The 26,489-nt window shown below is 76.7% G+C and carries 28 protein-coding genes and 1 pseudogene; 15 read left to right on the top strand and 14 right to left on the bottom strand.

From position 1 onward, the window contains the following. The first annotated feature begins 22 nt into the window (after positions 1-22). The 3 genes and pseudogenes from ACI8AA_RS03850 to ACI8AA_RS03840 all read left to right on the top strand — a co-directional run bounded on the left by ACI8AA_RS03850 (position 23) and on the right by ACI8AA_RS03840 (position 2,272). Positions 23-1,534 carry an MFS transporter gene (locus tag ACI8AA_RS03850; protein WP_457043200.1) on the top strand — a complete coding sequence of 504 codons (1,512 nt, stop codon included), beginning with the start codon at positions 23-25 and terminating at the stop codon, positions 1,532-1,534. Between the two features lie 58 nt (positions 1,535-1,592). Next, a pseudogene (locus ACI8AA_RS03845) lies at positions 1,593-1,730 on the top strand (NAD(P)-binding domain-containing protein); the annotation flags it as partial. Positions 1,731-1,816: 86 nt separating this feature from the next. Then, positions 1,817-2,272, top strand: coding sequence for an NAD(P)-binding domain-containing protein (locus tag ACI8AA_RS03840; protein WP_457043222.1), 456 nt, complete (start codon positions 1,817-1,819; stop codon positions 2,270-2,272). A gap of 9 nt (positions 2,273-2,281) precedes the next feature. On the opposite strand, the gene ACI8AA_RS03835 is transcribed toward ACI8AA_RS03840, so the two are convergent. The 3 genes from ACI8AA_RS03835 to ACI8AA_RS03825 form a co-directional block, all read right to left on the bottom strand. Next, positions 2,282-2,809, bottom strand: a complete 528-nt coding sequence (locus ACI8AA_RS03835) for an endonuclease V (protein ID WP_457043199.1) — start codon at positions 2,807-2,809, stop codon at positions 2,282-2,284. A 110-nt stretch (positions 2,810-2,919) separates the two neighbouring features. Then, positions 2,920-4,368 (bottom strand): cation:dicarboxylate symporter family transporter, encoded by a 1,449-nt coding sequence (locus tag ACI8AA_RS03830; RefSeq protein ID WP_457043198.1) that lies wholly within the window; start codon positions 4,366-4,368, stop codon positions 2,920-2,922. A 255-nt stretch (positions 4,369-4,623) separates the two neighbouring features. Then, complete coding sequence (locus ACI8AA_RS03825) at positions 4,624-5,463, bottom strand: helix-turn-helix domain-containing protein (RefSeq protein ID WP_457043197.1); 840 nt, start codon at positions 5,461-5,463, stop codon at positions 4,624-4,626. A gap of 37 nt (positions 5,464-5,500) precedes the next feature. Here ACI8AA_RS03825 and ACI8AA_RS03820 point away from each other — a divergent pair, with 37 nt between their 5' ends. From ACI8AA_RS03820 to ACI8AA_RS03800, 5 genes are read left to right on the top strand one after another with little or no spacing between them, the layout of a single operon-like run. Next, positions 5,501-6,061: a TIGR03086 family metal-binding protein gene (locus tag ACI8AA_RS03820; RefSeq protein ID WP_457043196.1), complete on the top strand. Its 561-nt coding sequence runs from the start codon at positions 5,501-5,503 to the stop codon at positions 6,059-6,061. A gap of 29 nt (positions 6,062-6,090) precedes the next feature. After that, positions 6,091-6,999, top strand: a complete 909-nt coding sequence (locus ACI8AA_RS03815) for an alpha/beta fold hydrolase (RefSeq protein ID WP_457043195.1) — start codon at positions 6,091-6,093, stop codon at positions 6,997-6,999. Between the two features lie 23 nt (positions 7,000-7,022). Beyond that, entirely contained in the window at positions 7,023-7,625 is a 603-nt protein-coding gene (locus tag ACI8AA_RS03810; protein ID WP_457043194.1) for a class I SAM-dependent methyltransferase, read from the top strand. Further along, entirely contained in the window at positions 7,622-8,224 is a 603-nt protein-coding gene (locus ACI8AA_RS03805) for a hypothetical protein (protein ID WP_457043193.1), read from the top strand. The genes ACI8AA_RS03810 and ACI8AA_RS03805 overlap by 4 nt, the downstream gene beginning before the upstream one ends. Next, a complete protein-coding gene (locus ACI8AA_RS03800; protein WP_457043192.1) occupies positions 8,221-8,601 on the top strand; it encodes a DUF4267 domain-containing protein in 381 nt (126 codons plus the stop codon). The genes ACI8AA_RS03805 and ACI8AA_RS03800 overlap by 4 nt, the downstream gene beginning before the upstream one ends. On the opposite strand, the gene ACI8AA_RS03795 is transcribed toward ACI8AA_RS03800, so the two are convergent. Next, positions 8,598-9,125, bottom strand: a complete 528-nt coding sequence (locus ACI8AA_RS03795; protein WP_457043221.1) for an NUDIX hydrolase — start codon at positions 9,123-9,125, stop codon at positions 8,598-8,600. The two genes, ACI8AA_RS03800 and ACI8AA_RS03795, sit on opposite strands and share 4 nt — an antisense overlap. A gap of 83 nt (positions 9,126-9,208) precedes the next feature. Beyond that, positions 9,209-9,988 carry a sporulation protein gene (locus ACI8AA_RS03790; RefSeq protein WP_457043191.1) on the bottom strand — a complete coding sequence of 260 codons (780 nt, stop codon included), beginning with the start codon at positions 9,986-9,988 and terminating at the stop codon, positions 9,209-9,211. 189 nt (positions 9,989-10,177) lie between these two features. Between ACI8AA_RS03790 and icmF the strand changes: the two genes are divergently transcribed. Together icmF and ACI8AA_RS03780 are read left to right on the top strand one after the other, a co-directional pair. Continuing rightward, entirely contained in the window at positions 10,178-13,414 is a 3,237-nt protein-coding gene (gene icmF / locus ACI8AA_RS03785; protein ID WP_457043190.1) for a fused isobutyryl-CoA mutase/GTPase IcmF, read from the top strand. A gap of 8 nt (positions 13,415-13,422) precedes the next feature. Then, the gene (locus ACI8AA_RS03780) at positions 13,423-14,208 is read left to right on the top strand and encodes a helical backbone metal receptor (RefSeq protein ID WP_457043189.1); all 786 of its coding nucleotides are present in this window, start codon (positions 13,423-13,425) and stop codon (positions 14,206-14,208) included. On the opposite strand, the gene ACI8AA_RS03775 is transcribed toward ACI8AA_RS03780, so the two are convergent. The 5 genes from ACI8AA_RS03775 to ACI8AA_RS03755 all read right to left on the bottom strand — a co-directional run bounded on the left by ACI8AA_RS03775 (position 14,194) and on the right by ACI8AA_RS03755 (position 17,715). Beyond that, entirely contained in the window at positions 14,194-14,865 is a 672-nt protein-coding gene (locus ACI8AA_RS03775; RefSeq protein ID WP_457043188.1) for an enoyl-CoA hydratase-related protein, read from the bottom strand. The two genes, ACI8AA_RS03780 and ACI8AA_RS03775, sit on opposite strands and share 15 nt — an antisense overlap. 37 nt (positions 14,866-14,902) lie before the next feature. Next, positions 14,903-15,505: a helix-turn-helix domain-containing protein gene (locus ACI8AA_RS03770; RefSeq protein WP_457043187.1), complete on the bottom strand. Its 603-nt coding sequence runs from the start codon at positions 15,503-15,505 to the stop codon at positions 14,903-14,905. Between the two features lie 70 nt (positions 15,506-15,575). Beyond that, positions 15,576-16,475, bottom strand: coding sequence for an SDR family NAD(P)-dependent oxidoreductase (locus ACI8AA_RS03765; RefSeq protein ID WP_457043186.1), 900 nt, complete (start codon positions 16,473-16,475; stop codon positions 15,576-15,578). Positions 16,476-16,629: 154 nt separating this feature from the next. After that, entirely contained in the window at positions 16,630-17,208 is a 579-nt protein-coding gene (locus tag ACI8AA_RS03760) for a GNAT family N-acetyltransferase (protein ID WP_457043185.1), read from the bottom strand. A gap of 27 nt (positions 17,209-17,235) precedes the next feature. Beyond that, positions 17,236-17,715 carry a hypothetical protein gene (locus ACI8AA_RS03755; RefSeq protein WP_457043184.1) on the bottom strand — a complete coding sequence of 160 codons (480 nt, stop codon included), beginning with the start codon at positions 17,713-17,715 and terminating at the stop codon, positions 17,236-17,238. A 121-nt stretch (positions 17,716-17,836) separates the two neighbouring features. Between ACI8AA_RS03755 and ACI8AA_RS03750 the strand changes: the two genes are divergently transcribed. Next, positions 17,837-18,094 (top strand): hypothetical protein, encoded by a 258-nt coding sequence (locus ACI8AA_RS03750; protein WP_457043183.1) that lies wholly within the window; start codon positions 17,837-17,839, stop codon positions 18,092-18,094. 11 nt (positions 18,095-18,105) lie between these two features. On the opposite strand, the gene ACI8AA_RS03745 is transcribed toward ACI8AA_RS03750, so the two are convergent. After that, positions 18,106-18,675, bottom strand: a complete 570-nt coding sequence (locus ACI8AA_RS03745; RefSeq protein WP_457043182.1) for a hypothetical protein — start codon at positions 18,673-18,675, stop codon at positions 18,106-18,108. Positions 18,676-19,104: 429 nt separating this feature from the next. Between ACI8AA_RS03745 and ACI8AA_RS03740 the strand changes: the two genes are divergently transcribed. From ACI8AA_RS03740 to ACI8AA_RS03730, 3 genes are all read left to right on the top strand, one after another. Next, positions 19,105-19,554, top strand: coding sequence for a flavodoxin family protein (locus ACI8AA_RS03740; RefSeq protein WP_457043181.1), 450 nt, complete (start codon positions 19,105-19,107; stop codon positions 19,552-19,554). 16 nt (positions 19,555-19,570) lie between these two features. Continuing rightward, entirely contained in the window at positions 19,571-20,947 is a 1,377-nt protein-coding gene (locus ACI8AA_RS03735; protein ID WP_457043180.1) for an FAD-dependent oxidoreductase, read from the top strand. Positions 20,948-21,085: 138 nt separating this feature from the next. Further along, complete coding sequence (locus ACI8AA_RS03730; protein WP_457043179.1) at positions 21,086-21,544, top strand: DUF3237 domain-containing protein; 459 nt, start codon at positions 21,086-21,088, stop codon at positions 21,542-21,544. A gap of 9 nt (positions 21,545-21,553) precedes the next feature. On the opposite strand, the gene ACI8AA_RS03725 is transcribed toward ACI8AA_RS03730, so the two are convergent. Then, the gene (locus ACI8AA_RS03725) at positions 21,554-22,696 is read right to left on the bottom strand and encodes a MalY/PatB family protein (RefSeq protein ID WP_457043178.1); all 1,143 of its coding nucleotides are present in this window, start codon (positions 22,694-22,696) and stop codon (positions 21,554-21,556) included. 57 nt (positions 22,697-22,753) lie between these two features. On the opposite strand from ACI8AA_RS03725, the gene ACI8AA_RS03720 reads away from it, so the two are divergent. After that, positions 22,754-23,653: a diacylglycerol/lipid kinase family protein gene (locus ACI8AA_RS03720; protein ID WP_457043177.1), complete on the top strand. Its 900-nt coding sequence runs from the start codon at positions 22,754-22,756 to the stop codon at positions 23,651-23,653. A 4-nt stretch (positions 23,654-23,657) separates the two neighbouring features. Here ACI8AA_RS03720 and ACI8AA_RS03715 read toward each other — a convergent pair whose 3' ends face one another. Both ACI8AA_RS03715 and ACI8AA_RS03710 read right to left on the bottom strand, forming a co-directional pair. Beyond that, positions 23,658-24,674 (bottom strand): LLM class flavin-dependent oxidoreductase, encoded by a 1,017-nt coding sequence (locus tag ACI8AA_RS03715; protein WP_457043176.1) that lies wholly within the window; start codon positions 24,672-24,674, stop codon positions 23,658-23,660. A gap of 101 nt (positions 24,675-24,775) precedes the next feature. After that, positions 24,776-26,473 carry a GAF domain-containing SpoIIE family protein phosphatase gene (locus ACI8AA_RS03710; protein ID WP_457043175.1) on the bottom strand — a complete coding sequence of 566 codons (1,698 nt, stop codon included), beginning with the start codon at positions 26,471-26,473 and terminating at the stop codon, positions 24,776-24,778. Positions 26,474-26,489 lie beyond the last annotated feature (16 nt).

Here is a 26,489-nt window from a genome sequence, read left to right as displayed (position 1 = left end):
TGCACCCGGAAGAGGCCTCCCCGTGCCGCCACGCGCATCCGCCGACGCCCCGTCGCAGGCCCCCGCCGGGGACGAGGGGTACCGCCCGGACCCGAAGCGGTGGACCGCGCTGTCGGTGACGCTCGTGGTCGGCTTCATGAGCCTGCTCGACGTCAGCATCGTGTCGGTCGCGCTCCCCTCCCTGCAGTCCGACCTGGGGGCGACGCCCGCCACCGTGCAGTGGGTGGTCTCCGGGTACGCGCTGACCTTCGGGCTGATGCTGGTCCCCGCCGGCCGGCTGGGCGACGCGTTCGGCCGCCGGCGGCTGTTCCTCCTCGGGCTGGCCGGGTTCGTGCTCTCCAGCGCCGCGGCCGGCGCGGCGCCGTCGGTGGGCTGGCTGGTCGCCGCCCGGCTGGTGCAGGGGCTGGCGGCGGGGTGCCTGGCGCCGCAGAACTCCGCCCTCATCCAGCAGCTGTTCCGCGGCGCCGAGCGCGGGCGGGCGTTCGGCCTGTTCGGCGCCACGGTCGGGATCTCCACCGCCGTCGGCCCGGTCGTCGGCGGCGCCATCCTCGGACTGGCCGACGGGCCGGGCGGCTGGCGGTGGCTGTTCTACGTCAACGTGCCGATCGGCGTCGTCGCGTTCGCGCTCGCGCTGCGGCTGCTGCCCCGCGGCGGGGGCGGCGGGCGCGGGCGGATCGACGTCGCCGGGGTGCTGCTGCTCGGCGCCGGGGCGCTGGCCGTGCTCTTCCCGCTGGTGCAGGCGGAGTCCGGCGGGCTCGCGCGGCTGTGGTGGCTGTTCGTCGTCGGGGCGGCGCTGCTGGTGGTGTTCGTCGCGTGGGAGCGGCGGGTGGTGGCCCGCGACGGGCAGCCGGTGTTCGACCCCCGGCTGGTCACGCGGACCCGCGGCTACGGCATCGGCGCGGCGCTGGGCACCGTCTACTTCGTCGGGTTCAGCGGCATCTGGCTGGTGTTCGCGCTGTTCTTCCAGACCGGGCTGGACTACACGCCGCTGCAGTCGGGGCTGGCGGTGACGCCGTTCGCGCTCGGGTCGGCGTCGGCGGCGGTCGTGGCCGGGCGGTTGGTGGAGCGGCACGGCCGGCGGCTGACGGTGTTCGGGCTGTCGGGCGTCATGGTCGGCCTCGCGGCGGCCGCGGGAGTCCTGCTGGTGGTCCCGCCGTCGGCGGCCGGGTGGGCGATCGCGCCGGCGCTGCTGGTGGGCGGCATCGGCGGCGGGTTCGTCATCTCGCCCAACATCACGATGACCCTGCGCGACGTGCCGGTGTCCATGGCCGGGTCGGCCGGCGGGGGCCTGCAGACGGCGCAGCGCTTCGGCGCGGCCGTCGGCACCGCGGCGCTGCCCGGACTGTTCTACCTCGTGCTGTCGGCGTCCGGGGACTACCCGACGGCGGCCGCGGCCGGGCTGGCGGTGTCCGTCCTGGGAGCGGGCGCCGCGCTCGTGCTGGGCGTGGTCGACCTGCGCCGCAGCCGGGCGGAGGAGGCCGAGCAGCACGGTCCGGAAGGCGTGCACAGCCACGCCCACGCCGCGCACCACTGATCCCCGGGGAGGACCCGCACGGCCGGACCGACGGTGGCGGGTGCTCGGCACCGGGACGATGGGCGCGGGGATGGTCACCTCGCTGCGGCGGGCCGGGCTGCCCGTCCGGACGGGGAACCGGGACCCCGCCGAGGCGCGGGCGCTCACCGGCACCGGCGCGGAGGCGTTCGGGTCCCCGGCGGAGGCGGCCGGCGGCGCCGACGTCGTCCTGACCGTGCTGCTCGACGCCGACGCGGTGCTCGACGTCGTCCGGCAGGCCGCCCCGCCGCCGGGACGACGTGGCTGCAGTGCTCCACCGTCGGCGTCGAGGGCGCCGACCGCACCGTCGCGGCGGCCCGCGAGCTGGACCTGGTGCTCGTCGACTGCCCCGTGCTCGGCACCAGGGAGCCGGCCGCGAAGGGCGCGCTGACCCTGCTGGCCAGCGGCCCGGAGGCGCGCGAGCGGCTGGCGCCGGTGTTCGACGCGCTGGGCTCGAAGACCCTGTGGCTGGGCGAGGCGGGCGCCGGCAGCCGGCTCGAGCTCGCCTGCGACTCGTGGCTGTTCGTGCTCACCGCCGGCACCGCGCAGGCGATCGCGCTGGCCCGCGCCCTCGGCCAGGACCCGCAGCACTCCCTCGACGCGATGGAGGGCGGGCCGGTCGACTCCGCCTGCGCCCACCTCGAGGGCGGGCTGATGACGGCCGGCTCATCGCCGCCGGCCGGCTCGAGGACCCGGGCGCGGTGGACATGGCCGCGGTGATCGAGGGCCTCACCCCGGCCGACCGCGGCTGAGCCGGGCCACCCGGCGGGCCGCGCGCAGCGGCTCCGGCGTGCGGACGCCGGCCGTCGTCGCCAGGACGACGGCGGCCGCGGTCGCCGGGCCGGTGCGCCAGCCGGCCGAGGCCACCACCGGGCGGACCCCGGGCACCACCCGCACCGCCCGCGCCACCTCCTCGCCGCCGAGCAGCAGGGGAGCGGCGTCCCCGCGCGCCGGCCCCGGCGGGTCGCCGCGGGCGGCCAGCGGCCGGTCGGTGACGCCGACGCTCGGGAGGTCCAGCACGGCGCCCAGGTGCAGCGCGAGCCCGGCCCGCCGCGGGTGGTCCCGTCCCGCCGCCGCGACGAGCAGGACGTCCGGCCGGCGGGGCAGCCCGGCCACCGCGGCGGCCAGCGGCGGCCCCTCCCGCAGCGCGAGCAGCGCCGGCGCGTAGGGGCCCGCCGCCGGCCTCCGGACGACGGCGGCCGCGTCCCCCAGCACCGCCGCCGCGACCAGCCCTGCCGCGTCCTCGACCGCGGCCACCGCGCCGGCGAGCGGCCCCGCGGGCGGGGTCCACGGCGGCGGGCGCAGCGGGGCCAGCCGGTCCTGCTCGGCGGCCAGCGCCGCGGCGTCGCCCGGCCAGCCCGCCGCGGCTACCGCTTCGAGCTCCCGGCCAGCCGGCGCAGCCCGGCGTCGGCGTCCCGGCCGCCGGGGCCGGCGCTGGTGGCGTCGTCGGGCAGCTCGGACCCGCCGTGCTCGTCGAGCATGCGGGCCTCGTCGAAGGGCGCCGCACCCGACAGCGCCGCCTCGAGCCGCTCGCGGTCCAGCTGCCGGGTCCAGGTGGCCACCAGCACGGTGGCGACCGCGTTGCCGGCGAAGTTGGTCAGCGCGCGGGCCTCGGACATGAAGCGGTCGATGCCGACGATCAGCCCGACGCCGTCGAGCAGCTCGGGCCGGTGCGCCGACAGGCCGCCGGCGAGGGTCGCCAGCCCCGCGCCGGTGACCCCGGCGGCGCCCTTGGACGCGATGATCATGAAGAGCAGCAGGCCGACCTGCTCGCCGATCGACAGCGGGTCGCCGAGCGCCTCGGCGATGAACAGCGAGGCCATCGTCAGGTAGATGGCGGTGCCGTCGAGGTTGAACGAGTAGCCGGTCGGCACGACGATCCCGGCCACCGGCTGGCTGACCCCGGCGTGCTCCATCTTCGCGATCAGCCGCGGCAGCGCCGTCTCCGACGACGACGTCGACAGGATGAGCAGGAACTCCCGGCCCAGGTACCTGAGCAGCCGGAAGACGTTGAGCCGCGCCACCAGCCGCAGGATCAGGCCCAGGACCACGAAGACGAACACCGCGCAGGTGGCGTAGAAGCCCAGCATGATCACGGCGAGGCTCTTCAGCGCGTCGACGCCGGTCTCGCCGACCACCGCCGCGATCGCGCCGAACGCGCCGACCGGGGCCAGCCACATGACCATCGCGAGGATCCGGAAGACGAGCTTCTGCAGGTGCCCGATCCCGCGCAGCAGCGGCTCCCCGGACGCGCCCATCGCCTGGATGGCGAACCCGGCGAGCAGCGCGACCAGCAGCGCCTGCAGCACCGACCCGTCGGTGAGCGCGGAGACCAGCGTCGTCGGGATCAGGCCGAGCAGGAAGTCGACCGTGCCGCCGCTCTCCTCGGCGGTCTCGGCCAGCTCCGAGCCGCGGCCGCGCAGCTCCTCCGACAGCGCCAGCCCGTCACCGGGGTGCAGCAGGTTGCCCACGACCAGCCCGATCGCCAGCGCGACCGTGGACATCAGCAGGAAGTAGCCCAGCGCCAGGCCGCCGATCCGGCCCACCGCGGCGGCCTTCCGGATCGCGCCGATGCCCAGCACGATCGTGCAGAAGATGACCGGCGCGATGAGCATCTTGATCAACCCGACGAACGCCGTCCCCAGCCACTCCAGCGAGGTGGCGAAGCCGGGGAACACCAGGCCGACGACGATCCCGAGGACCACCGCCGCGATCACCGCGATGTAGAGCCAGTGCGTGCGGTCGCCTCGCTGTCGAGGGGTCGGGCGGTCGCCGGCGGACGGGGCGGCGCCCGGGTCCTTCGACAGGGAGGCCATGGCAGCTCCAGGACGGGGAGGGGACGGCGGTCGCCCCACGGTGGGCTGCCGGGTCGGGGCCCGCAACACGGACGGCGTGCACCGGAACCGGACGGGGTGGGTACCCGCGGTGGCGGACACCCGGGACGGCCCCTCGCTCCACCCGGTCACCCGCGAGCCCGCCTGCACCGAGGCGCGCGGCCGGGTGACCGGCACGACCACCGGCCCCGGGGCGCGGGCGCAGATCGACGAGCTGTCGCGGGAGCACGACGGCCGCTACTGCGCGTACCGCGCGGCGAACTCGCCCGGCGTCATCCCGGTGACCCGGGCGAAGTCGCGGGTCAGGTGCGGCTGGTCGGCGTAGCCCAGGTCGGCGGCGACCCCGCCGAGCGTCGCCGTCCGGTCGCGCAGCCGGCCCGCGGCCTCCTGCAGCCGACGCCGCTGCACCAGCCACTTGGGCGTGAGGCCCAGCCGGCGGGACACCAGCCGCTGCAGCGCGCGCTCGGACAGCCCCGTCTCGGCGCACAACTGGTCCACGCGGGTGAGGTCCGGCCGCGACTCGACCAGCGCGACCAGCCGGTCCACCAGCGCGCCCTCCTCGTCGACCGGCAGGAACCGGCGCAGCGCGTCGTCGTAGGCGGCCCGCGCCTGCGCGTGCGCGGCGGGGGAGTGCGGGTCGGCCGCCATCGCCGCGCGCACCCGGGCGGCCAGCCGGGCGCCGCCGCCGCCGAGCACCTCGCCGACGTCGACGTGCCGGTCGGTGAACGGGGCCACCGGCCCGCCGGCCACCAGCGCGCCCGCGGCGGGGGTGAGCATGACGCCGACCGCCCAGCCGTCGCCGGTGAGCGTCGTCGTCGACAGCCCCGACACGACGCCGTAGAAGCGGGCGTAGTCCGGCGTGACGACGAGCAGGCAGACCGGGTACTGCAGCACCCGCTGCACCGCCTCCCCGCCGGGCGCCACCGACCACACCGGGATCCAGAACCGCTGCACCAGCGCGGCCAGGGGGCCCGTGACCTCGTAGCGGTACATGACGTGCGAGGCGTCGCGCGGGTCGCGCAGGTGCGCCCGCTCGACGGCGTCGCGGCGGGGGACGGCGGTGCTGTCGGGTTCCATCAAGACGCAGGCTGCCGCACGCGGCCAGGCTCGGGCCATGGACACGACGACCACCACCCCGATCGCCGCCGACTACGCCGCCGTCCTCGAGCCGCTGCTCGCCGTCGCCGACGCCGTGCCCGCCGCCGGGTGGGACGCCGCCACGCCGTGCGAGGACTGGACCGCCCGCGACCTGGTGGCGCACCTCGTCGACACCCAGCGCGAGTTCCTCACCGGCCGGGGCGTCGACCTCGGTCCCGCGCCCGACGTCGCCGCCGGCCCCGCCGCGGCGCTGCGCGAGCACGCCGACCGGGTGCTCGCCGCCGTCGCCGACCCGGCCGTCGCCGACGCCGGCTACGACGGCTACTCCGGCCCGACGACGGTGGGGGAGACCCTGGCGCAGTTCTACGTGTGGGACATGGTCGTCCACCGCTGGGACCTCGCCCGCGCCACCGGACAGGACGCGACGCTGACCGCCGCCGAGCTCGACCGCATCGAGTCCGGCGCCCGCACCTGGGGCGACGCCCTCTACACGGAGGGCATCTGCCGGCAGGTGGACGCGCCGGAGGGCGCCGACCGGCCGACGCGGGTCCTGGCGCTGCTCGGCCGCCGCGCCTGACCCGCCCGCCCGCCGGGTAGCCCCCGGGCATGCACCCCGGCACCGACTCCGCCGACGGGCCCCGCGAGGGCCGGCTGCAGCTGCGCGACGGCCGCACGATGGCCTACGCCGAGTGGGGCGACCCCGACGGCCGGCCGGTGCTCGGCTGCCACGGCTCGCCCAGCTCCCGGCTGGAGCGGCACGTCGAGGACCCCGCCGCCTACCGCCGGTGGGGCGTGCGGTTCGTCGTCCCCGACCGGCCCGGCTTCGGCGCCTCCGACCCGCAGCCGGGCCGGCGGGTGACCGACTGGCCGGGCGACGTCGTCCAGCTGCTCGACGCCCTCGGCATCGACCGGTTCGCCGTCCTCTCGCTGTCCGGCGGCGCCGCCTACGCGCTGGCCTGCGCGCACGCCCTGCCCGACCGGGTGTCCGCCGTGGGGATCCTCGGCGGCGCCCCGCCGCCGGACGTCCCGTGGCCGTGGCCGGGCTGGCTGCCGACGTCGGTCCGGGCCGCCGCGCACCGCCCGTCCCCGGCGACGGCGGCGCTGCTGCTGCCGGTGTTCGCGCCGCTCACCGTCCGCCCGCAGCTGCTGCCCCGCTACCTGCAGCTGCGGCTGAACCCGGCCGACCGGCGGGTGATCGGGCGGCCCGCGGTGCGGCGGGTGCTGGCGCGGACGTTCACCGAGGGGCTGCGCCAGGGCGCCGGGGTGCTGGCCGAGGACCGGGCGCTGCTGTTCCGGCCGTGGGGCTTCCCCGTGGGGGAGGTCCGCCAGCACGTCCACATCTGGCACGGCACCCAGGACTGGCAGGTGCCGGTCGCGCTCGGCCGGGTGCTCGCCGGGATGCTGCCGTCGGTCACCGCGCACTGGCACGCCGGCGAGGGGCACTTCCTCGTCTTCGACCACGCCCGCGACGTCTACGGTGCGCTCGCCCGCGACGTGGGTAGCCGTCCGACATGACTGCCGCGCACGGGAGCCGCACCGTGCCCCCCACCTACGTCGACGCCAACCGCCTCTGGGTCGACTCCCGTCCCCGGTACGAGATCGGCCTGCGGGTCGAGGGGCGGATCCTGCGCCGCCTCGGCGCCCGCGGCGAGCGCGTCGTCGAGATCGGCACCGGCCGCCGCGGCCTGGGCGCGCGGGTCGCAGTCGAGCGGCTCGGCGCCACGCGGGTGACGGCGTTCGACCTGTACCCGGCCACCGTCGGCCGCGCCCGGATCGCCTGCGCCGACCTCGCCGACCGGGTCACCTTCCGCGTCGGGGACGCCACCGCGCTCCCGGTCGACGACGCGAGCGCCGACCTCGTCGTCGACTTCCACGCGCTGCACCACATCCCCGACTGGCGGGCCGCCGTCGCCGAGGTCGCGCGGGTGCTGCGCCCGGGCGGGCAGCTGGCGCTCACCGAGATGACCGCGCGGTTCGTCGACGCGCAGTGGCTGCGCGCGGTCTCCCGCCACCCGGCCGACCGGTTCTCCACCGAGCAGCTGCTGGCCGAGCTGAGCGCGCACGGGCTGGAGGTGCCGCCGGGGCGGCTGCGGCGGGCGGCCGGCGACCGCTGGGTCCAGGCCGTCGCGACGCGGGCATGACCACCCGGGGCACGACCGCACCGGGCACGACGACGGCGGGCGTGCGCGTCCCCGCGGTCGTCCGGGAGACCCTGGCGCTGCTGCGCCGGCACGCCGGGCGGGTCTACGCCCTCTCGCTCGCGGTCACGCTGGTCAACACCGTCCCCGACGTGCTGCGCCAGCTGCTCGTGTACGACGACCCGGGCGTCGGGCACGCGCTGCTGGTCGACGTCGTCGGCTTCGCCACCGCCCTGATCGCCCAGCTGTGGCTGACCGGCGCGCTCACCGGCCTGCCCGGCGACGGCCGGGGGCGGCCCGCCGGCGCGCTGGGACGGGGGACGGCGACCGCGCTGCGGGCGGTGCGCACCTCGCCGGCCGCGGTGCTCGCCGGGGTGGTGCTCGGCGGCGCGGTGTCGGCGCTGCTGACCGTCCCGGCGTCGGTGGCCGCGCTCGGTGTCGACGGCGTGGTCGGCCCGCTGGACGCCCCGTCGGCGGCGGCGTTCACCGTGGCGACGGTCAGCGACGTGGTGGCCAGCTGGGCGACGCTGCCGTTCCTCGCCGTCGTGCTGGTGCTCGCCGCCGGTTCGAGCAGGGCGTCCGCGGGCAAGGGCCGCCCGTGAGCAGTCACGACTGGGACGTCACCCGCAGGACCGTCGGGTCGCTGTCGATGTGGATCGGGACGGCGGCGCTGTTCGCGCCCCGGTGGATCGCGCGGACGCTCGGGGTGCGCCCCGACGCCGCGCGGGGCGACGTCGCGCTGCCGCTGCTGGTGCGCCTGGGCGCGGCCCGCAACATCGCGATGGGCGCCGCGCTGCTGGTCACCCCGGCGCCGCAGGCGCGGCGGACCACCGAGGTGACGCTGCTGCTCACCGCGCTGGACGCCGCCGCGGTGTGGACCTCCCGCGCCGAGGGCGACGTGGCGAGGCGCAGCGCCGTCCTGTCGGGGATCGTGCTGGGGCTGGCCTCCTACGGCGCCGCCCGCTGGCACCGCCGCTAGCGCCAGGCGAAGACCGGCTGCTCCAGGTGGGCCACGCGGGTGGGCAGCCCGCGGCACACCACCTGGCAGAACTGGTACACGACCGCGGCGGTCGGGGCGTGCACCCACCCGCCGAGCAGCGGCAGCCGGATGACCGGGGCGTCGGACTCGGGGATGGACACCAGCGCCGGCTCGACGTCGAGGTCGGCCAGCGGCACCTGGTACGCCGCGGCCACCTCGGCCTCGGCCGGGCGCAGCTCCCCGGCGTCGCCGGCCCACACGACCACCGGCGTCATGACGTAGCCGGAGCGGGTCACGTAGTCGTCGAGCAGGCCGAGGACGTCGTCCTCCCCGCGGACCAGTCCGACCTCCTCCTCCAGCTCGCGCAGCGCGGCCTGCACCGGGGTCTCGCCCGGGTCGAGCCGGCCGCCGGGCAGCGCCCACTGCCCGGCGTGCGCCCGCAGCCCGGCCGCGCGGCGGGTGACCAGCAGGGCCGGGACGTCGCCGGCGCAGGTGACGCAGACGGCGACGGCGGCATGCCGCAGGTCGGGGCGGCCGGCCGCGCGCCGCGGGAGGTCCCGCAGGCGCGCGGCCGCCCCGTCCCGTGTCAGGGCCCGGTCCGGGCTGCTCAGAGCCAGCCGCGCCGGGCGCCGAGCTGGCGGACGGCGGCGTCGAGCTGCGCCGCCACCCCGGACACGTCGGTCTCGTGCAGGCCGAAGCGGAGCCGGCCGCCGACGTCGCGGCCCTCGGTGAGCAGGCCGCCGCGCCGGTCCACCTCGAGCACGACCTCGACGCCCTGAGGGCCGGCCAGGAAGGTCACCTCGAGCTCGTTGATGTTCCTGCGCAGCGACGACGGCGGCGCGAACTCGACCTCCTGGTAGAAGGGCAGGTCGCTGCCGGCCAGCCGGCCCTTCTCGACGTCGGCGCCGCGGAAGCCGAAGCCCAGGCCGCCGAGCGCCTGGATCACGGTGCGCTGCACCGGCAGCGGCTCGACGGTGACCGCGTCGAGGTCGCCGGGGTCGACGGCGCCGGGGATGTCGACCTTGGTGCGCAGACCGATCTTCACGCCGCGCAGCGTCCAGCCGTCGAGCGTCGTGAACGGGCACTGCCAGGGCACCGGGAAGCTGAACGGGATCGCCGCCTTGGCGCCCGCCTCGATCCGGCCGGCGCCGGCGATCGGCGCGGTGCCGAAGGTGACGTTCTCCCTCCACTCGTGGTCGCCGCTCTCCACCTCCACGGTGGCCTGCAGGGACACCCGGATCACGTTGATCTCCTGGGCGACCTGCCCGCCGGTGAGGTGCACGGTGCCGGTCACGGTGCCGCCGGGGGTGGTCACCGGGCGGTCGAGGACGGCGTCGACGCTCGCGTTGCCGGCGCCGAGCTTCGCCATCAGGTTGCGGAAGGCCATGGGGGTGCTGCTCCGTTCGGTTCGGGGACGGCGGGCACCCTGACACGACGGCCGGGACCTGACGAGGGGTTCCCGCGCGTGCCGCAGAGCCTCCCACCGGGACGCCGTCTCCGGGCCGGTCGGCGACGCCCCGTGCGGGACACGCCGAGATGGTTGGACGTCCTACTAAATCAGGCCTACCGTTCAGCCATGGCGTCTGCGCAGCTGCACGTGCCCGTCCACCCCGTCCGCTTCGTCACCGCGGCCAGCCTGTTCGACGGGCACGACGCGGCGATCAACGTGATGCGGCGGCTGCTGCAGAGCCAGGGCGCGGAGGTGGTGCACCTCGGTCACGACCGCGGCGTCGACGAGGTGGTGCGCGCCGCCGTCGAGGAGGACGTGCAGGGCGTCGCGATCTCCAGCTACCAGGGCGGGCACGTCGAGTACTTCAGCTACCTCAAGGAGCGGCTGGCCGACGCCGGGGCGGGCCACGTGCAGGTCTTCGGCGGCGGTGGCGGCGTCATCGTGTCCGAGGAGATCGCGCTGCTCGCCGAGCGCGGGGTGCGGGTGTTCAGCCCCGAGGACGGCGCCCGCCTGGGCCTGCCCGGGATGATCAACGAGCTCGTCCGCGCCTGCGACGTCGACCTCACCACCGAGGGCCCCGACGTCGACGCGCTGCTCACCGGCGACCCGCGGGCGCTGGCGCGGGCGATCAGCGTGCTGGAGGCCGGCGCCGACGAGGCGCTCGCCGCCCGCGTGCGCGAGGCCGCCGCGGCCCGCACCGTGCCGGTCCTGGGCATCACCGGCACCGGCGGGTCGGGCAAGTCCTCGCTCACCGACGAGCTGCTGCGCCGGCTGCGCCGCGACCAGGAGGACAAGCTGCGGGTCGCCGTCGTCGCGGTCGACCCCACCCGCCGCCGCGGGGGCGGCGCGCTGCTCGGCGACCGGATCCGGATGAACGCGCTGGAGTCCGGTGAGGGCTCGCACACCTTCTTCCGCTCGATGGCCACCCGCGCCGCCGGCGCCCAGGTGCCCGCGCACCTCGACGACGTCCTCGCCGCGGTCAAGGCCGCCGGGTTCGACCTGGTGATCGTGGAGACGCCGGGCATCGGGCAGGGCGACGCGGCGATCGTGCCGTTCAGCGACGTCTCGCTCTACGTCATGACGCCGGAGTTCGGCGCCGCCTCGCAGCTCGAGAAGATCGACATGCTCGACCTCGCCGACGTCGTCGCGATCAACAAGTTCGAGCGCCGCGGCGCGGAGGACGCCCGCCGCGACGTCGCCCGGCAGATGGTGCGCAACCGCGAGGCGTTCGGCACCCCGTGGGAGCAGATGCCGGTGTTCGGCACCAGCGCCGCCCGGTTCGACGACGACGGCGTCACCGCGCTCTACCAGCACCTGCTCGGCCTGCTCGCCGAGAAGGGCCTGCCCGCGGGCACCGGCGTCCTGCCGCGGGTGGACGTGCGCGCCTCGACCGGGCTGGCCAGCGTCGTCCCGTCGTCGCGGTCGCGGTACCTCGCCGAGGTGGCCGAGGCGGTGCGCGCGCACCACCGGGTGACCGAGGAGCAGGCCGCCGTCGTCCGCCGCCGCGAGCACCTGACCACCGCGGCCGAGGTGCTGGACGGGGACGCGGCCGCAGCCGCTCGTGAGGCCGCGGAGGCCGCCGACCGGGAGCTGCTGCCGGAGGTGCGCGCGCTGCTCGAGGAGTGGCCGGCGCGGGTGGAGCAGTACTCCGGCGACGAGTTCGTCTACACGGTCCGCGGGAAGGAGATCCGCACGCCGCTGACCCGGGAGACGCTGTCCGGGACGAAGGTGCCGCGGGTGGCGCTGCCCCGGACCTCCGACGCCGCCGGCCTGCTGCGCTTCCTGCGGCGGGAGAACCTGCCCGGCTCCTTCCCGTACACGGCCGGCGTCTTCCCGTTCAAGCGCTCCGGCGAGGCCCCGGCGCGGATGTTCGCCGGCGAGGGCGACGCGTTCCGCACCAACCGGCGGTTCCGGGTGCTGTCGGCCGGCAACGAGGCCACCCGGCTGTCCACGGCGTTCGACTCGGTGACCCTCTACGGCCGCGACCCGCAGCCGCGGCCCGACGTCTACGGCAAGGTCGGCACCTCCGGCGTCTCCATCGCCACCCTCGACGACATGCGCGTGCTCTACGACGGGTTCGACCTGTGCGCGCCCACGACGTCGGTGTCGATGACGATCAACGGCCCCGCGCCGGCGATCCTCGCGATGTTCATGAACACCGCGATCGAGCAGCGGCTGGACCGGTTCCGCGAGGAGGAGGGCCGCGAGCCCGACGCCGCCGAGGCCGAGGAGGTCCGCGCCTGGGTGCTGGCCAACGTCCGCGGCACGGTGCAGGCCGACATCCTCAAGGAGGACCAGGGTCAGAACACCTGCATCTTCTCGACCGAGTTCGCGCTGCGCTGCATGGCCGACATCCAGGAGTGGTTCATCCAGCACCGGGTGCGCAACTTCTACTCGGTCTCGATCTCCGGCTACCACATCGCCGAGGCCGGGGCGAACCCCATCAGCCAGCTCGCCTTCACGCTGGCCAACGGCTTCACCTACGTCGAGGCCTACCTCGCCCGCGGCATGGCGATCGACGACTTCGCGCCCAACCTGAGCTTCTTCTTCTCCAACGGGATGGACGCCGAGTACACGGTGATCGGCCGGGTGGCCCGGCGGATCTGGGCGGTCGCGATGCGCGACCGCTACGGCGCCGGCGCGCGGTCGCAGCAGCTCAAGTACCACGTGCAGACGTCGGGCCGGTCGCTGCACGCGCAGGAGATGGACTTCAACGACATCCGCACCACCCTGCAGGCGCTGTGCGCGATCTACGACAACGCCAACTCGCTGCACACCAACGCCTACGACGAGGCGGTGACCACGCCGTCGGAGCACTCGGTGCGCCGGGCGCTGGCCATCCAGATGATCATCGACCGGGAGTGGGGGCTGGCCGGCAACGAGAACCCGCTGCAGGGGTCGGCGATCGTGGAGGAGCTCACCGACCTGGTCGAGGAGGCGGTGCTGGCCGAGTTCGACCGGATCGCCGAGCGCGGCGGCGTGCTGGGTGCCATGGAGACCGGCTACCAGCGCGGCCGGATCCAGGACGAGTCGATGCTCTACGAGCACCGCAAGCACGACGGCTCGCTGCCGATCGTCGGCGTCAACACCTTCGTCGATCCGCACCGCGACGACGCTCCGTCGAAGGAGCTGGAGCTGGCCCGGGCCACCGAGGCGGAGAAGCAGTCGCAGCTGGACCGGCTGGCCGACTTCCACGCCCGGCACGCCGACGAGGCGCCGACCGCGCTCGCCCGGCTGCAGGAGGCGGCGACGACGGGCGGCAACGTCTTCGACGCGCTGATGGACGCCGTCCGGGTGTGCTCGCTCGGCCAGGTCTCCGACGCGTTCTTCGAGGTGGGCGGCCAGTACCGCCGCAACGTCTAGCGGCAGAAATGGCCATTTCTGCCGCCCCGGTCGACGACCTGGGGGAGCCGGTCCCGCTGGCGGGGCCGGCGCGCCGGGTGGTCTCCTTGGTGCCCTCGCTGACCGAGGCGCTGGCGGTGACCGTGCCCGACCGGCTGGTCGGCGCCACCGACTGGTGCACCCACCCGGCCGGGCTCGACGTGCCGCGCGTCCGCGGCACCAAGAACCCCGACCGGGCGGCGGTCGTCGCGCTGGCGCCGGACGTCGTCGTCTGCAACCGGGAGGAGAACCGGCGCCTGGACGTCGACCGGCTGCGCGCGGCGGGCATCGCGGTCTGGGTGACCGTCGTCGAGTCGGTGGACGAGGCGCTGGCCTCGATGCGCCGGCTGTTCGCCGAGGCGCTGGCGGTCCCCGAGCCGGCGTGGCTGACGGACGCCGCGCGCGAGTGGGCGCGGCCGGCGCCCGAGCCGCCGCTGCGCTGCGCGGTGCCGGTGTGGCGGGACCCGTGGATGGTGGTCGGCCCGCGCACCTTCACCGGCGACGTGCTCGCCCGCCTGGGCCTGGTCAACGCCTTCGGGGAGGGGGAGGACCGCTACCCGCACGTCGCCGTCGACGACGTCCGCGCCGCGCGGCCCGACGTCGTCGTGCTGCCCGACGAGCCCTACGTCTTCACTGCCGACGACGGCCCCGAGGCGTTCCCCGGGGTGCGGTCGGTGCTGGTGTCCGGGCGGGCGCTGACCTGGTACGGCCCGTCGCTGGCCACCGCCCGCGCCGGACTGCTGGCCGCCCTCGGCCCCCGCTCAGCCCCGGGGTGACACCTCGCCCCGCAGCAGCGCGAGGACCGGGGCGTACAGGCGGGACTTGATGGTGCCCAGGGTCGGGCCGGCCTTCCCGGCGTGCGCGGCGGCGATCTCGACGGCGGCCGGGCGGACCTCCTCCTCGACGACGGCGCGGTCGACGATCGCCGCGGCGAGGGCGTCGGTGCCGCCGTAGCGGCGGCCGGTGGTCATCGCCACGTGCGCCGTCTGCGGGGTCAGCCGGGCCTGGACCAGGGCGGACATGCCGGGGCTGAAGGGGAGGTCGATGTCGATCTCGGGCAGGCACCAGAAGCCGCGGTCGGCGCGCATGACCCGCTGGTCGTGCGCGAGCGCGAGCATCGCCCCGGCGGCGAAGGCGTGGCCCTGGACCGCCGCCACGGTCACGACCGGCAGCGCCAGCACGCGGGCGAACAGCCGCTGGACCGTGCCCACGTAGGCGTCCCGCTGGTCGGGGTGCTCGAGCAGCCAGGCCAGGTCCAGGCCGTTGGAGAAGAACTTGCCGGTGGCCGTGGTGACCAGGGCGCGGGGCCCGGAGGCGCCCTCCACCTCGTCCAGGGCGGCGTCGACGGCGGCGAGCCAGTCGGGGGAGAAGCGGTTCTCGTCGGCGCCGAGGTCGAGCACGAAGACGTCGTCGGAGCGGTCGAGCGTGGGCACGGTGGTCTCCCGGTTCGGTGGGTGGGGTGGAGCGGGCTCAGGCCGGCGGGCCGCAGTCGACGACCGCGCCGACGGCGGCGGCGAGCTGGGTGCGGGTGTGCGGGTGCACCCGCCCGGCGCGGATCCCGGGGAAGAGCAGGGCGGCGGGCAGCCGCACGACGCAGGTGGTGACGGCACCGACGGCGGCCGCGTCGTCGCGGTCCCACAGCGAGCGGGCGAGCCGGCGCAGCGTGTCGAGCAGTGCGGCGTCCAGGGCGCGCAGGCCGTCGGCGACGTCGGGGGCGACGGCGTCGGCGAGCACGTCGTCGCGCGGCAGCCCGACCAGCAGCCGCGCCGCCCGCAGGTCCTGCCCGGCGAGCCGGGCCGGGGCGTCCGCGGCGGCCTGCACGGCGCGGCGGGCGTCCCGGCCGGCCGCGGCGACGGCGGCCTCCTGCTGGTCGAGGAACTGCCGCGCGCGGCGCAGCCAGGCGGCACCCACGACGGTCTCCAGCGAGCCGAAGGCGTGGTAGATGCTGCCGTTCGAGGCCCCCGACCGGGCGGCCAGCGCGCGGACGGTCAGCTGCGCGCGGCCCCGGTCGACGAGCAGCTCCTCGGCGGCGTCGAGGACCGCGTCGGGCGCGTGGACCCGGGGCCGGGGCATCGGGACCTCCTCCGTGGACGGACGAGGTCACCGTAGTGGAGCGGGCGCTCCACTACGGGCCCGGGTCCTGTCAGCCGGAGGTGCGGACGTCCTCGGCGGGCTCCGTCCTCGGCGTCGGCACCGCCGCGGCCGGGGCCGACAGGGCAGCCATCTCGCGGGCCATCATCCCCTGCTCGAGGCGCATCACCAGGGACGGCGACAGGCGCATCAGCCGCCACATGACCCGCGCCTGCCGGGGGGCGACGACGACCGCCCGGTTGCGGTCCACCCCGCGCAGCACGTCGGCGGCCAGCGCGTCGGCGCCGTACAGGCGGCCCCCGCTGGCCCGGGTCAGCGCCGCGCGGACGTCGATGGCCTCCGCGGTGGGGACGCGCGGGAGGTCCGCCGGTGTCCGCTGGTCCAGCAGCGGGGTGTCCACGGCGCCCGGACACACCACGCTGACCCGCACGCCCAGAGGCGCCGCCGCGGTGCGGAGGGACAGCGACAGGCCGACCACCGCCCACTTCGTCGTGCCGTACGGGACGTTGCCGGGCATCGGCAGCAACCCGGCCAGGGACGCGGTGTTGACGATGTGCCCGGACCCCTGCCGCAGCATCAGGGGGTAGGCGGCCTGCACGCCGTGGACGACGCCGCGCAGGTTGACGTCGACGATCCGGTCCCAGTGGGCGAGGGACAGCTCCTCCACGGGGCCGCCCCAGGCCACTCCGGCGTTGTTGAACAGCAGGTCCAGCCGGCCGTGCCGCGCCGCGGTGCCGGTCACCAGCGCCTCGACCGCGGTCGCGTCCCGCACGTCCAGGGCCACCCCCGACGCCGTCCCCGGGCCGAGGGCCGTGAGTTCCCCGGCGGCCTCGGTCGCGGCCGCACCCTCGACGTCCGCGAGGACCACCTGGTCACCCCGGCGCACCAGCGCCGCACCCAACGCCCGCCCGATCCCCGAGGCGCCTCCGGTCACGATCGCCACCCTGGTCATCGCCCACTCCTGACAGCCGGTCCCGTGCCCGTCGCTCCTGGGGCCAGCCTCGTGCGCCCGTGGACGCCGGACGACGTCCCGCGCACGCCGGCGGTCGCGCTCGGCGTGGGCCGCCCGCTCGTCGACGGGCCGTGACGACCGGTGACGACCCGGCTCAGGGGAGGGCGCGGCGCACGAGGACGCGGGGGAACCCGCCGGCGACGGCGTCGGTGTCCGCGGCCTTGGTGAAGCCGGCCGCCTCGAACATCCGCCGCGTGCCGACGTAGGCCATGGTCGTGTCGACCCGCTCGTCCCCGCTGTCGGCGGGATAGCCCTCGACGGCGGGGGCGCCGTTCGCCGCCGCGTACCCGACCGCCCCCTGCAGGAGCGCGTGCGCGATGCCCTTCCCGCGGTGGCCCGGACGCACGCGCACGCACCACAGCGACCACACCGGCAGGTCGTCGACGTGCGGGATCCTCCGCGACCGCTCGAAGGGCAGCTCCGCCCGCGGCGCGACCGCGGCCCAGCCGGCCACCTCGCCGTCGTCGTAGGCGAGCACCCCCGGCGCGACCGGGCGCCCGGTCAGCTCGCGGACGTACTCCCGCCGGGCGGGACCGACGAGCTCGCGGTTGGTCCGCGAGTCGAGCCGGTGGCTCAGGCACCAGCAGACGTTCGCGTCGGGGTTCCGCGGGCCGAGCACCGTCGCGACGTCGTCGAACCGCTCCCGCGTCGCCGGGTGGACCTCGATGGCCATCGCGCCACGCTAGTGCCGACAACGAGCTCAGGGGGTGGCAGCCGCCGGTGCGGTGTCCTCGGCCGCGGTCACGGGCCCTCTGCCGGCGGGGGTGCGGCGGCGGCCGAGCCACCGGTCGGTCAGCCGGACGGTGAGGAGGGGGAGCAGGCCGATGGTGGCGAACACGGCGGAGCCGGAGCCCACGACGCCGAGCCACTGGAGGGCGCCGAACCCGGTCGTCGAACCGACCTCCGCCGCGGCCACCCCGACGGCCGGCAGGCAGAGGAACAGCGCCCCGGCGACCGGCAGCAGCCACCGCAGGCGGTGCACCGTCAGCCCCGCCACCGCGCCGCCCGGGAGCGCGACCAGCACGTAGAGCAGCAGGACGAAGGACGTCCCGCTCCACGAGAACGTGCTCGACCCGGTGGCCGCGAGGCTGACCAGGGACATGAGCGCGCGGCTGACCGCGCCGAGGGCCGCGCCGACGACCAGCGCCGCCAGCACCCCCGTGCCGATCCTGAGGCCCACGTCCCTCCGTTCACCGCGCCGATGGCGGCGGGAGGGTAGCGGTTGCGTGCCGCGTGGAGGGGTGTCCCGGCCGCGGGCGGAAACACCCCTGAACCGGGCCGGGCGTCCCTAGGGTCGCTACATGAACGCACCCGTCGGTGGTTCACAGCGGTCCCCGTCCACGCGCAGCAGGCCCCGGTCACCGCGCCTGTCGTACGCCCTCGCCGCCGGCTGGCTGGTGCTGGCCGCACTCGCCGTCGTCCAGCTCGTCGTCGGGGACGACGCCGCGGAGTGGTGGACGGCGGCCCTGGAGCTGCTCGTCCTCCTGGGGCTGGGCGTCTCGTTCCTCGTGCAGGGCGGGCGGGCCGGCGACGGGGGAGCGCGCGGGCCGCGGCGGTGACCGACCGCGGGTCAGCGTCCCGGCTGCGCGCCCGCCAGGAACCGCTCGACGATCCCCGCCCACCGCGCGCGGGCCGCCTCGTTGGCCTCGAGGGTGGGCAGGCCCATCTGGGTCGCCACGAGCGACGCCGTCCCGTTCCTCTTCGGCTCGCTGGTGACGACGACGGAGGAGCCGTCGGCCGCCCTCGTCCGCCAGGTGATGCGCCGGTCGGTGCCGCTGACCCTGAGGTCCCCGCCGGCGACGACCTCCTGCACGGCCGCGTCACCGTCGGCGAACGCGAGCCAGCGCTCCATGAGCTCGGTCATGCCGAGCGGCGTGGCCCGGCTGACGCTGGTCTGGAAGGAGCCGTCGGAGCGCTGGCCGGGGACGCGGCGGCCGATGTGGTGCTCGTAGGCGACCGTCACCGACTGGGTCCACCAGCCGCGCTGCTCGAAGCCGTCGCCGAGCTCCTCGTAGACGTGCAGCGCGATCGCCTGGTGGTCGAGGTCCCGCGCGCCGACGGAGTCCAGGAAGCGGAGCCACTCGTCCCAGGACCGCTTCGTGGTCCGCTCGATGGGCCCGATCCGGGGGTTGTCCGCCATGGCGGCGATCCTGCCGGACCCGGCGTCGGCCGCGGGCGGTCCGCCCCCGCAGCGGCGGTCCCGCCGTGGGCCGACGCCGAGCACCCCCGCCGCGGCGGTCACGCGCGCGCCGGGTGTCGACCTGCTGCGGTCTCGAGCCGCCGGAGACCGCCGCAGGTCGACGTGCGGCGTCACGGCCGGTCGGGCGAGGGGTGTCGTCGAAGGTCCGGACGAACGTCGTCAGGGCCCCGCTCCGAGAAGGTCGCCCACGTGTCGAGCGCGGCGACGGCGACGGGCTCGCTGGACTTGTAGCGGTAGGAACTCACGGCGGGGGACTCCTTCGTCCGGCACGTCCGACACGACCCGGCGGGCACGCGCATCCCCCTCCCACCAGCGCAGATCGTGGGGCAGCCGCCCGCGGTGCGCACCTCGACAGCGGAGGATGGCGGCATGCCGCGGCTGCTCGTCGTCCACCACACGCCCTCGCCGAACCTGCAGGCGGTGCTCGAGGCGGCCCGCGAGGGGGTGGCGATGGTCGAGGAGGCCGAGCTGGTCGAGCGGCCGGCGCTGTCGGCCGGGGCCGCGGACCTGCTCGCCGCCGACGGCGTCCTGCTCGGCACCCCGGCCAACATCGGCTACATGAGCGGCGCGCTCAAGCACTTCTTCGACACCGTCTACTACCCGTGCCTGGACGCCACCGTCGGGCTGCCCTTCGGCGTCTGGGTGCACGGCGGCGACGACACGGCCGGCGCGCTCCGGGCCATCGGCACGATCACCGGCGCGCTGCGGTGGAAGCAGGTCGCGGCACCGCTGTCGCTCACCGGCGCGCCGACGAAGGACGACCTCGAGGCGGTCCGCGAGCTCGCCGCCACCGTCGCGGTGAGCCTGGAGGACCGTTGAGTCCTAGCCTGCCGGGGTGAGCACCCGTCGTCTCGTCGTCATCGGAGGGGACGCCGCCGGCGGCAGCGCGGCGTCCCAGGCCAGGAAGCGGCAGCCAGACCTCGACGTCGTGATGTTCGAGCGCGGCCGCGCGACCTCCTACTCCGCCTGCGGCATCCCGTACTGGATCTCCGGCACCGTCGCCAGCGAGGCGCAGCTGGTCACCCGCACGCCCGAGCAGCACCGGGCGGCCGGCATCGACGTCCGCACGCGCACCGAGGTCGTCGGCATCGACACCGACAAGGGCGTCGTCCACTGGCGCGACCTCGACGCCGGCACCGAGGGCACCGAGCCCTACGACGACCTGGTCTACGCCACCGGCAGCGTGCCGATGCGCCCGCCGGTCGAGGGCATCGACGCGCAGGGCGTCTACGGCGTCCAGGTGCTCGACGACGGCGTCGCGCTGCGCGCCGAGCTCGACAGCGGGCGCGTGCGGACGGTCGTCGTCGTCGGCGGCGGCTACATCGGGCTGGAGATCGCCGAGGCGTGCCGGGTGCGCGGGCTCGAGGTCACCGTCGTCGACAAGTCGGCCACCCCGGTGGGCACCTTCGACCCCGACGTCGGCCGGTTCATCGCCGACGGCGTCCGCAGCGAGGGCGTCGACCTGGTCCTGTGCGACGGCGTCGCGGGCATCGACGTCGGCCGCGACGGGCGGGCGCGCGCGGTGGTCACCGAGAGCGGCCGCGAGCTGCCCGCCGACCTCGTCGTCCTCGGCCTCGGGGTGCGGCCGAACGTGCGGCTGGCGCAGGAGTCGGGCATCCCGCTCGGCACCTCCGGCGGCGTCGCCGTCGACCAGCGGATGCGCACCCAGGTGTCCGGGGTGTGGGCGGCCGGCGACTGCGTGGAGTCGGTGCACCGGCTGTCCCGGCAGCGGGTCGTCGTCGCGCTCGGCACGCACGCGAACAAGCAGGGCCGGGTGGCCGGGATCAACATCGGCGGCGGCTACGCCACCTTCCCCGGCGTCATCGGGACGGCGATCACCAAGATCTGCACGGTCGAGGCCGCGCGCACCGGGCTGTCGGAGCGGGAGGCCGAGGACGCCGGCTACGCGTTCGTCACCGCCGCCGTCGACTCGACCACCAAGGCCGGCTACTTCCCCGGAGCGTCCCCGATCCGGGTCAAGATGATCGCCGAGCGGCGCAGCGGCCGGCTGCTCGGTGCCCAGGTGGTCGGCGAGGAGGGCGCGGCCAAGCGGATCGACGCGCTGGCCATCTGCATCTGGAACGAGATGACCGTCGACGAGGTCCTGTCCCTGGACCTGTCCTACGCGCCGCCGTTCGCGCCGGTGTGGGACCCGGTGCTCATCGCCGCCCGCAAGGCGTTCGAGGCGGTGGAGGCCGACACCCGCAGTTGACGCAGCCGGAAGTCCGCCTGCACGCGCTGTGTCCGGAACGCCCGGGCGCGCGCGGGTTCCTTGACCGTCCGGTCGTGGCGGCGGACCGTCCGCCCCCCGGCGGGTTCCCGCCCGCCCTCGTCCCGGGGGAGGGACGCCATGCCACAACTGGTCCCGGAGTTCGAGTACCACGCCGATCTCGAGCCGCATCCGGTCGGGCCGGGTCCCTTCGGTAATCGCATGGAGGCGACGATCACCGGCGGCGAGGTCCACGGCGAACGCCTCAAGGGTCGGCTCGTCGGCGCGGGTGCCGACTGGCTGCTGGTGGGCCCGGATGGTTTCGGCCGCCTGGACGTGCGGGCCACGATTCAGACGGTGGACGGCGCCTACATCTATGCCCAGTACCCGGGCCTGATGGAACTGACCCCGGCGATCCTCGCCATCATGGGCGGCGGGGCCTCGACGGACTTCGGGGACCAGTACTTCTTCACCACCCCGCGCCTCGAGACCGGCGACGAGCGATATGCCTGGGTGAACCAGACGCTGTTCGTCGCCGAGGGGCGCGTGCTGGTCGGGCCGGCGGTCGAGTACCGGGTCTACCGCGTCGCGCGGAACTGAGGGGACCGGTCAGCGCAGCACGCCCGCCATCCGCTCGACGATCGCGGTGAGCACCGGCTCCGGGGTGGCCAGGTTGAGCCGCACCGCGCCGCGCCCGGCCTCGCCGCAGCGCGCGCCGTCGACCACCGCCACGCCGGCCCGTTCGAGCAGCAGGTCGCCGGGGGCGTCGGCCGGGAGGCCCTCCAGCCAGGCCAGGTAGGTGCCCTCCGGCGGGCGGTACCGGACGCCGGGCAGGTGCGAGGCGACCAGGTCGGCGAGCAGCCGGCGGTGCCGGTCGAGGACGGCGATCGTCTCCTCCAGCCAGCCGACGCCGTCCCGGTAGGCGGCGGTGTTGGCGACGGCGCCGAGCGTCGAGCAGCCGTGCTCCACCTCGTGCCCGACCCGCGCCCACAGCTGCGCGTCGACGTCGTTGGAGAGCAGCAGCTGCGCGCACTTGAGGCCGGCGAGGTCCCACGCCTTGGACGCGCTGGTGGCGGTGAGGGTGTGCGCGGCGGTGGTGTCCGACAGCGACGCGTAGGGCACGTGCCGGGAGCCGGGGAAGACCAGCGGCGCGTGCACCTCGTCGGAGAACACCCGGCCGCCGTGCCGGTCGACCACCTCGGCGACGGCGAGCATCTCCGCGGGCTCGAGCACCCGGCCGATCGGGTTGTGCGGGTTGCACAGCACCAGCAGGTGCCCGCCGGCCCGGAAGGCGGCGTCGAGCGCGTCGAGGTCGTAGACGAACCGGTCGCCGTCGCGGGCCATCGGCACCTCGAGCACCTCCCGGCCCAGCGCGGGCGGCACCTCCAGGAAGGGCATGTAGGCCGGGGTGGGCAGGACCACCGGCGAGCCCGGGCGGGACAGGTGGGTGATCGCCGCGGACAGCCCCGCCAGCACGTCGGCCATCGGCCGGACCCGCTCCGGCGGCACCTCCCAGCCGTGCCGGTCGCGCAGGAAGCCGGCGGTCGCCCGTGCCATGTCGTCGGCGAGCCAGTCGGGCAGGTAGCCGAACAGCCCGCGGGCGACGGCGTCGTGCAGCGCGGCGGTGACCGCGGGCGCGGTGCCCAGGTCGGACTCGGCCACCCAGGCGCCCAGCGCGTCGGGGTAGCGGGTCCACTTCAGGCTGCCGCGGGAGCGCAGGCCCGCGACCACGGCGTCGGCGTCACTCGTCACGGTGCCGATCCTGCCCGCGGGCGGCCGGGCCCCGCGCGGGCTGGGAGGGTGCTCCCCGTGCGGCTGCTGCTGGTGGTGAACGGGTCGGCGGGGAGCGCCGACGGGCTGGACCCGGCGCTGGAGGTGCTGCGCGCCGGCGCCGACGTCGAGGTCGCGGCGACCGCGGACGCCGGCGACCTCGACCGGGTGCTCGCCGGGCGGGACGGGCGCCGGCTGGTCGTCGCCGGCGGCGACGGCTCGGTGCACGCGGTCGTCGCCGCGCTGGACCGCGCCGGCGCCCTCGACCCCGCCGACCCGCTCGGCGTCGTGCCGCTGGGCACCGGCAACGACCTGGCCGGCGCGCTCGGGCTGCCCGACGACCCGGCCGCCGCGGCGCGGTGCGTCCTCGACGGCGCCCCGCGCCCGCTGGACCTGCTGCGCGACGACGCCGGGGGCGTGGTGGTCAACGCGGCGCACGCCGGGATCGGCGTCCTCGCCGCCGACGAGGCCGCGGGGCTCAAGGAGCGGCTCGGCGTGCTGGCCTACCCCGTCGGGGCCGCGGTCGCCGGCATCGCCGGCGCGGAGCACCGGCTGCGGGTGACCGTCGACGGCGCCGTCGTCCGCGCGCCCGCCGGCTGGGCGGCCGACGGGGGGACGCCGCTGCTGATGGTCGGCGTCTGCAACGGGCCCACGATCGGCGGCGGGACGGCGCTCGCGCCCGGCGCCGACCCCGGCGACGGCCTGGCCGACGTCGTGGTCAGCGCGGCCACCGGCCCCGCCGCGCGGGCCGCGTTCGCCGTCGCGCTGCTCGCCGGGCGGCACCCCGGCCGCGACGACGTCGTCGTCGTGCGCGGGCGGGAGGTCACCGTGTCCGGCGAGCCGGCCGGCCTCGACGCCGACGGCGACCTGCTGCCACCGGCCGGCGCGCGCACCTGGCGGCTGACCCCGGCCGCGTGGTCGGTGTCCGTGCCGCGCTGAGCGCTCAGGCGGCCGGGGACCAGCCGAGCAGCGGGCCGAGGCGCTCGGCGGTGTCGGTGAGGATCTGCCGGTAGTCGTCCTCGGTGAGGCTGAACGGCAGCGCGAACACCACCTCGGTGACCTCGCGGAAGCCTGCGTGCGCGTACAGCGCCTCCGCGATCTGCTCGGAGGTGCCGAGCAGGTCGGGGGCGAACAGCAGCCGCCCCGGGCCCTGGGGGGTCCCCACCCGGGGGCTGCGGGCCTCGACGTAGGCGGCGTACCGCTCCCGCTGCTCGGCGGTCGCGCTGTCGGTCGGGATGACGACCAGGCCCTGCGACACCCGCCCGCCGGGGTCGGCCTCGCGGAAGGCGCGCACCTGGTCGGCCTGGATCGCGGCGAAGTCGGTGGAGCCGCCCTCGGCGCGGACCACGCTGCTGGTGAGGAGGTGCATGCCCGCCTGCCCGGCCCACTGCGCGGAGCGGGTGCTCGCCCCGCCGTACCAGAGCCGGTCGCGCAGGCCGGGGGAGTGCGGCTGCACCCGGTCCGACCACTCCTCGACGACGCCCTCGCGCCCCGCGAACGACGCCGCGGGCTCCCCGGCGACCAGCCGCAGCAGCCGCTCCACCCGGGCGTAGGAGAAGTCCTCGACGTCGGCGGTGTCCGGGTAGAGCGCGCCCTTGACGTCGTCCCAGTGCATCGGCGGGCCGACGCTCACCCCGGGGTTGAGCCGGCCGCCGGAGAGGACGTCGACGGTGGCGAGGTCCTCGGCCAGCCGCAGCGGGTTCTCCCAGCCGAGCGGGGTGACCGCGGTGCCGAGCTCGATCCGCCGTGTCCGTTGCGTGGCCGCGGCGAGGACGGCGACCGGCGAGGAGATGCCGTACTGGAGGTGCCGGTGGCGCAGCCAGGCGCTGTCGAAGCCCAGCCGCTCGCCGAGCTCGACCGTCCGCAGCGTCGTCTCGTGGCCCGCGGCCGGGTCAGCGGGGTCGAACAGGCCGATGGTGAGGAAGCCGAGCCGGGCGAGGGGGGTACCGGGGGCGGGCACGGCGCCGATCCTGCCCGCCCCGGTCGGGTGGGTCCGGCGCGGGCCCCTCGGCGTTCCCGGTCACCCGGCGGCGCGGCGGGGTCGCGGACGCCCGACCGCGGTCACCGCACGCGGACGGCGAGCAGCGCGACGTCGTCGTCGGTGGAGCCGCGCACGCCCTCGAGCAGCCGGTCGAGCAGGTCGTCCAGCGAGCCGGCGCCGTCCGCGGCGACCGCGGCGGTGAGCTGGGCGATGCCGTCGTCGAGGTCGGTGCGCCGGCGCTCGACCAGGCCGTCGGTGTAGAGCAGCACCGTGCTGCCCGGCTCCAGGGCGATCCGGTGGGTGCCCCGCGCCCGGGTCGGGTCCAGGCCCACGAGCAGGTCCGGGGTGGAGGCGAGCACCTCGACCCGGCCGTCGGCGTGCCGCAGCAGCGGCGGCGGGTGCCCGGCGTTGCTCCAGGACAGGACCCGGCCGCCGTCGTCGCCGAGGTCGACCCGGCTGACCAGCGCGGTGGCGAGGGCGCCGGTGCGCAGGCCGGCGACGGCGGCGTCGAGCCGGTCCAGCGCCCGCGCCGGCGGCTCGCCGCCCTCGAAGGCGAAACCGCGCAGCATCGCCCGCAGCTGGCCCATGGTGGCCGCGGCGGCGACGTCGTGGCCGTTGACGTCGCCGATGACCAGCACCGTGGCGCCGTCGGAGTCGTCGAAGGCGTCCCACCAGTCGCCGCCGACCTGCGCGCCGGCGCTGCTGGGCAGGTAGCGGGCGGCCAGCTCCAGCCCGGCCGGGGCGGGCAGCGCGCCGAGCAGCGCGCGCTGCAGGGTGGTGGCCACCGACTCCTGCCGGGCCAGCAGCACCGCGCGGGCGACGGCCTGGGCGGTGTACTGCGCCAGGGCCAGCACCAGGGCCTGCTCGACCGGGCCGAACCGGCGGGGCTCGTCCCAGGCCAGGCCGAGCGTGCCCGGCAGCGCGCCGGCGACCGGCAGCGGCAGGTGCGCCGACGCCCCGGCCGGCCGCGGGGGCCGCGCGTGCGGGAACCGCTCGGCGGCGGTGGCCGGGTCGGGCAGGAACACCGCATGCCCGGTGGCCAGCGCGACCGCCGGCGGGACCTCGGCGCCGAGCGGGATGCCCGCCGCGTCGTCCGGGGCGCCGGGGACCAGCCGCAGCCGGCGGGTCGCGGGGTCGACGAGGGCCAGGCAGGTCCACGAGGCGCCCAGCGCCTCGGCGGCGGCGCCGGTCACGGCCGCGGCGACGTCGTCGAGGGTGACCGCGTCGGCCAGCGTCTCGGCGAACCGCAGCAGCAGCCGGGTCTGCTCGCCGACCCGCTCCGCGGCCCGCCGGGCGGTCTCGGCGTCGCGGGTCAGCGCGCGCAGCCGCAGCTCGGAGGCGGCCAGCCCGGCGACCTGTGTGAGCACGGCGACGTCGGTGTCGGTCCAGTCGCGGGGGCGGGAGTCGATGGCGCAGACCGCGCCGACGACGTCGCCGTCCGGGCCGGTCAGCGGGACGCCGCAGTAGGCGACCACGCCGAGGTCGTCGATCGCCCGGCTGCCGGCCAGGACCTCCACCTCGCGGGCGTCGCGGACCACCAGCGGCTGCGCGGTGGCCCGCACGTACTGGCAGAACGAGTGGCTCAGCGGGGTGGCGCGGCGGGCCTGCCACTCGGGCGGGAGGCCGACCGCGCCGGGGAACACCTGGCGGCCGGGCTCCACGAGGGTCACCAGGGCGGTGGGGACGTCGAGCAGCGTGCGGACCAGGACGACCAGCCGGTCGAAGTCGGCGTCGGCGATCCTCGACGGGTCGTCGGTCCCGCTGTCCGCGCTGGTCACGGGCCCACGGTAGACG

This window comes from Geodermatophilus sp. SYSU D01180, from assembly GCF_054050415.1.
Note: the sequence above shows the minus strand (reverse complement) of the source record. Positions and strands in the feature narration are given on the sequence as shown.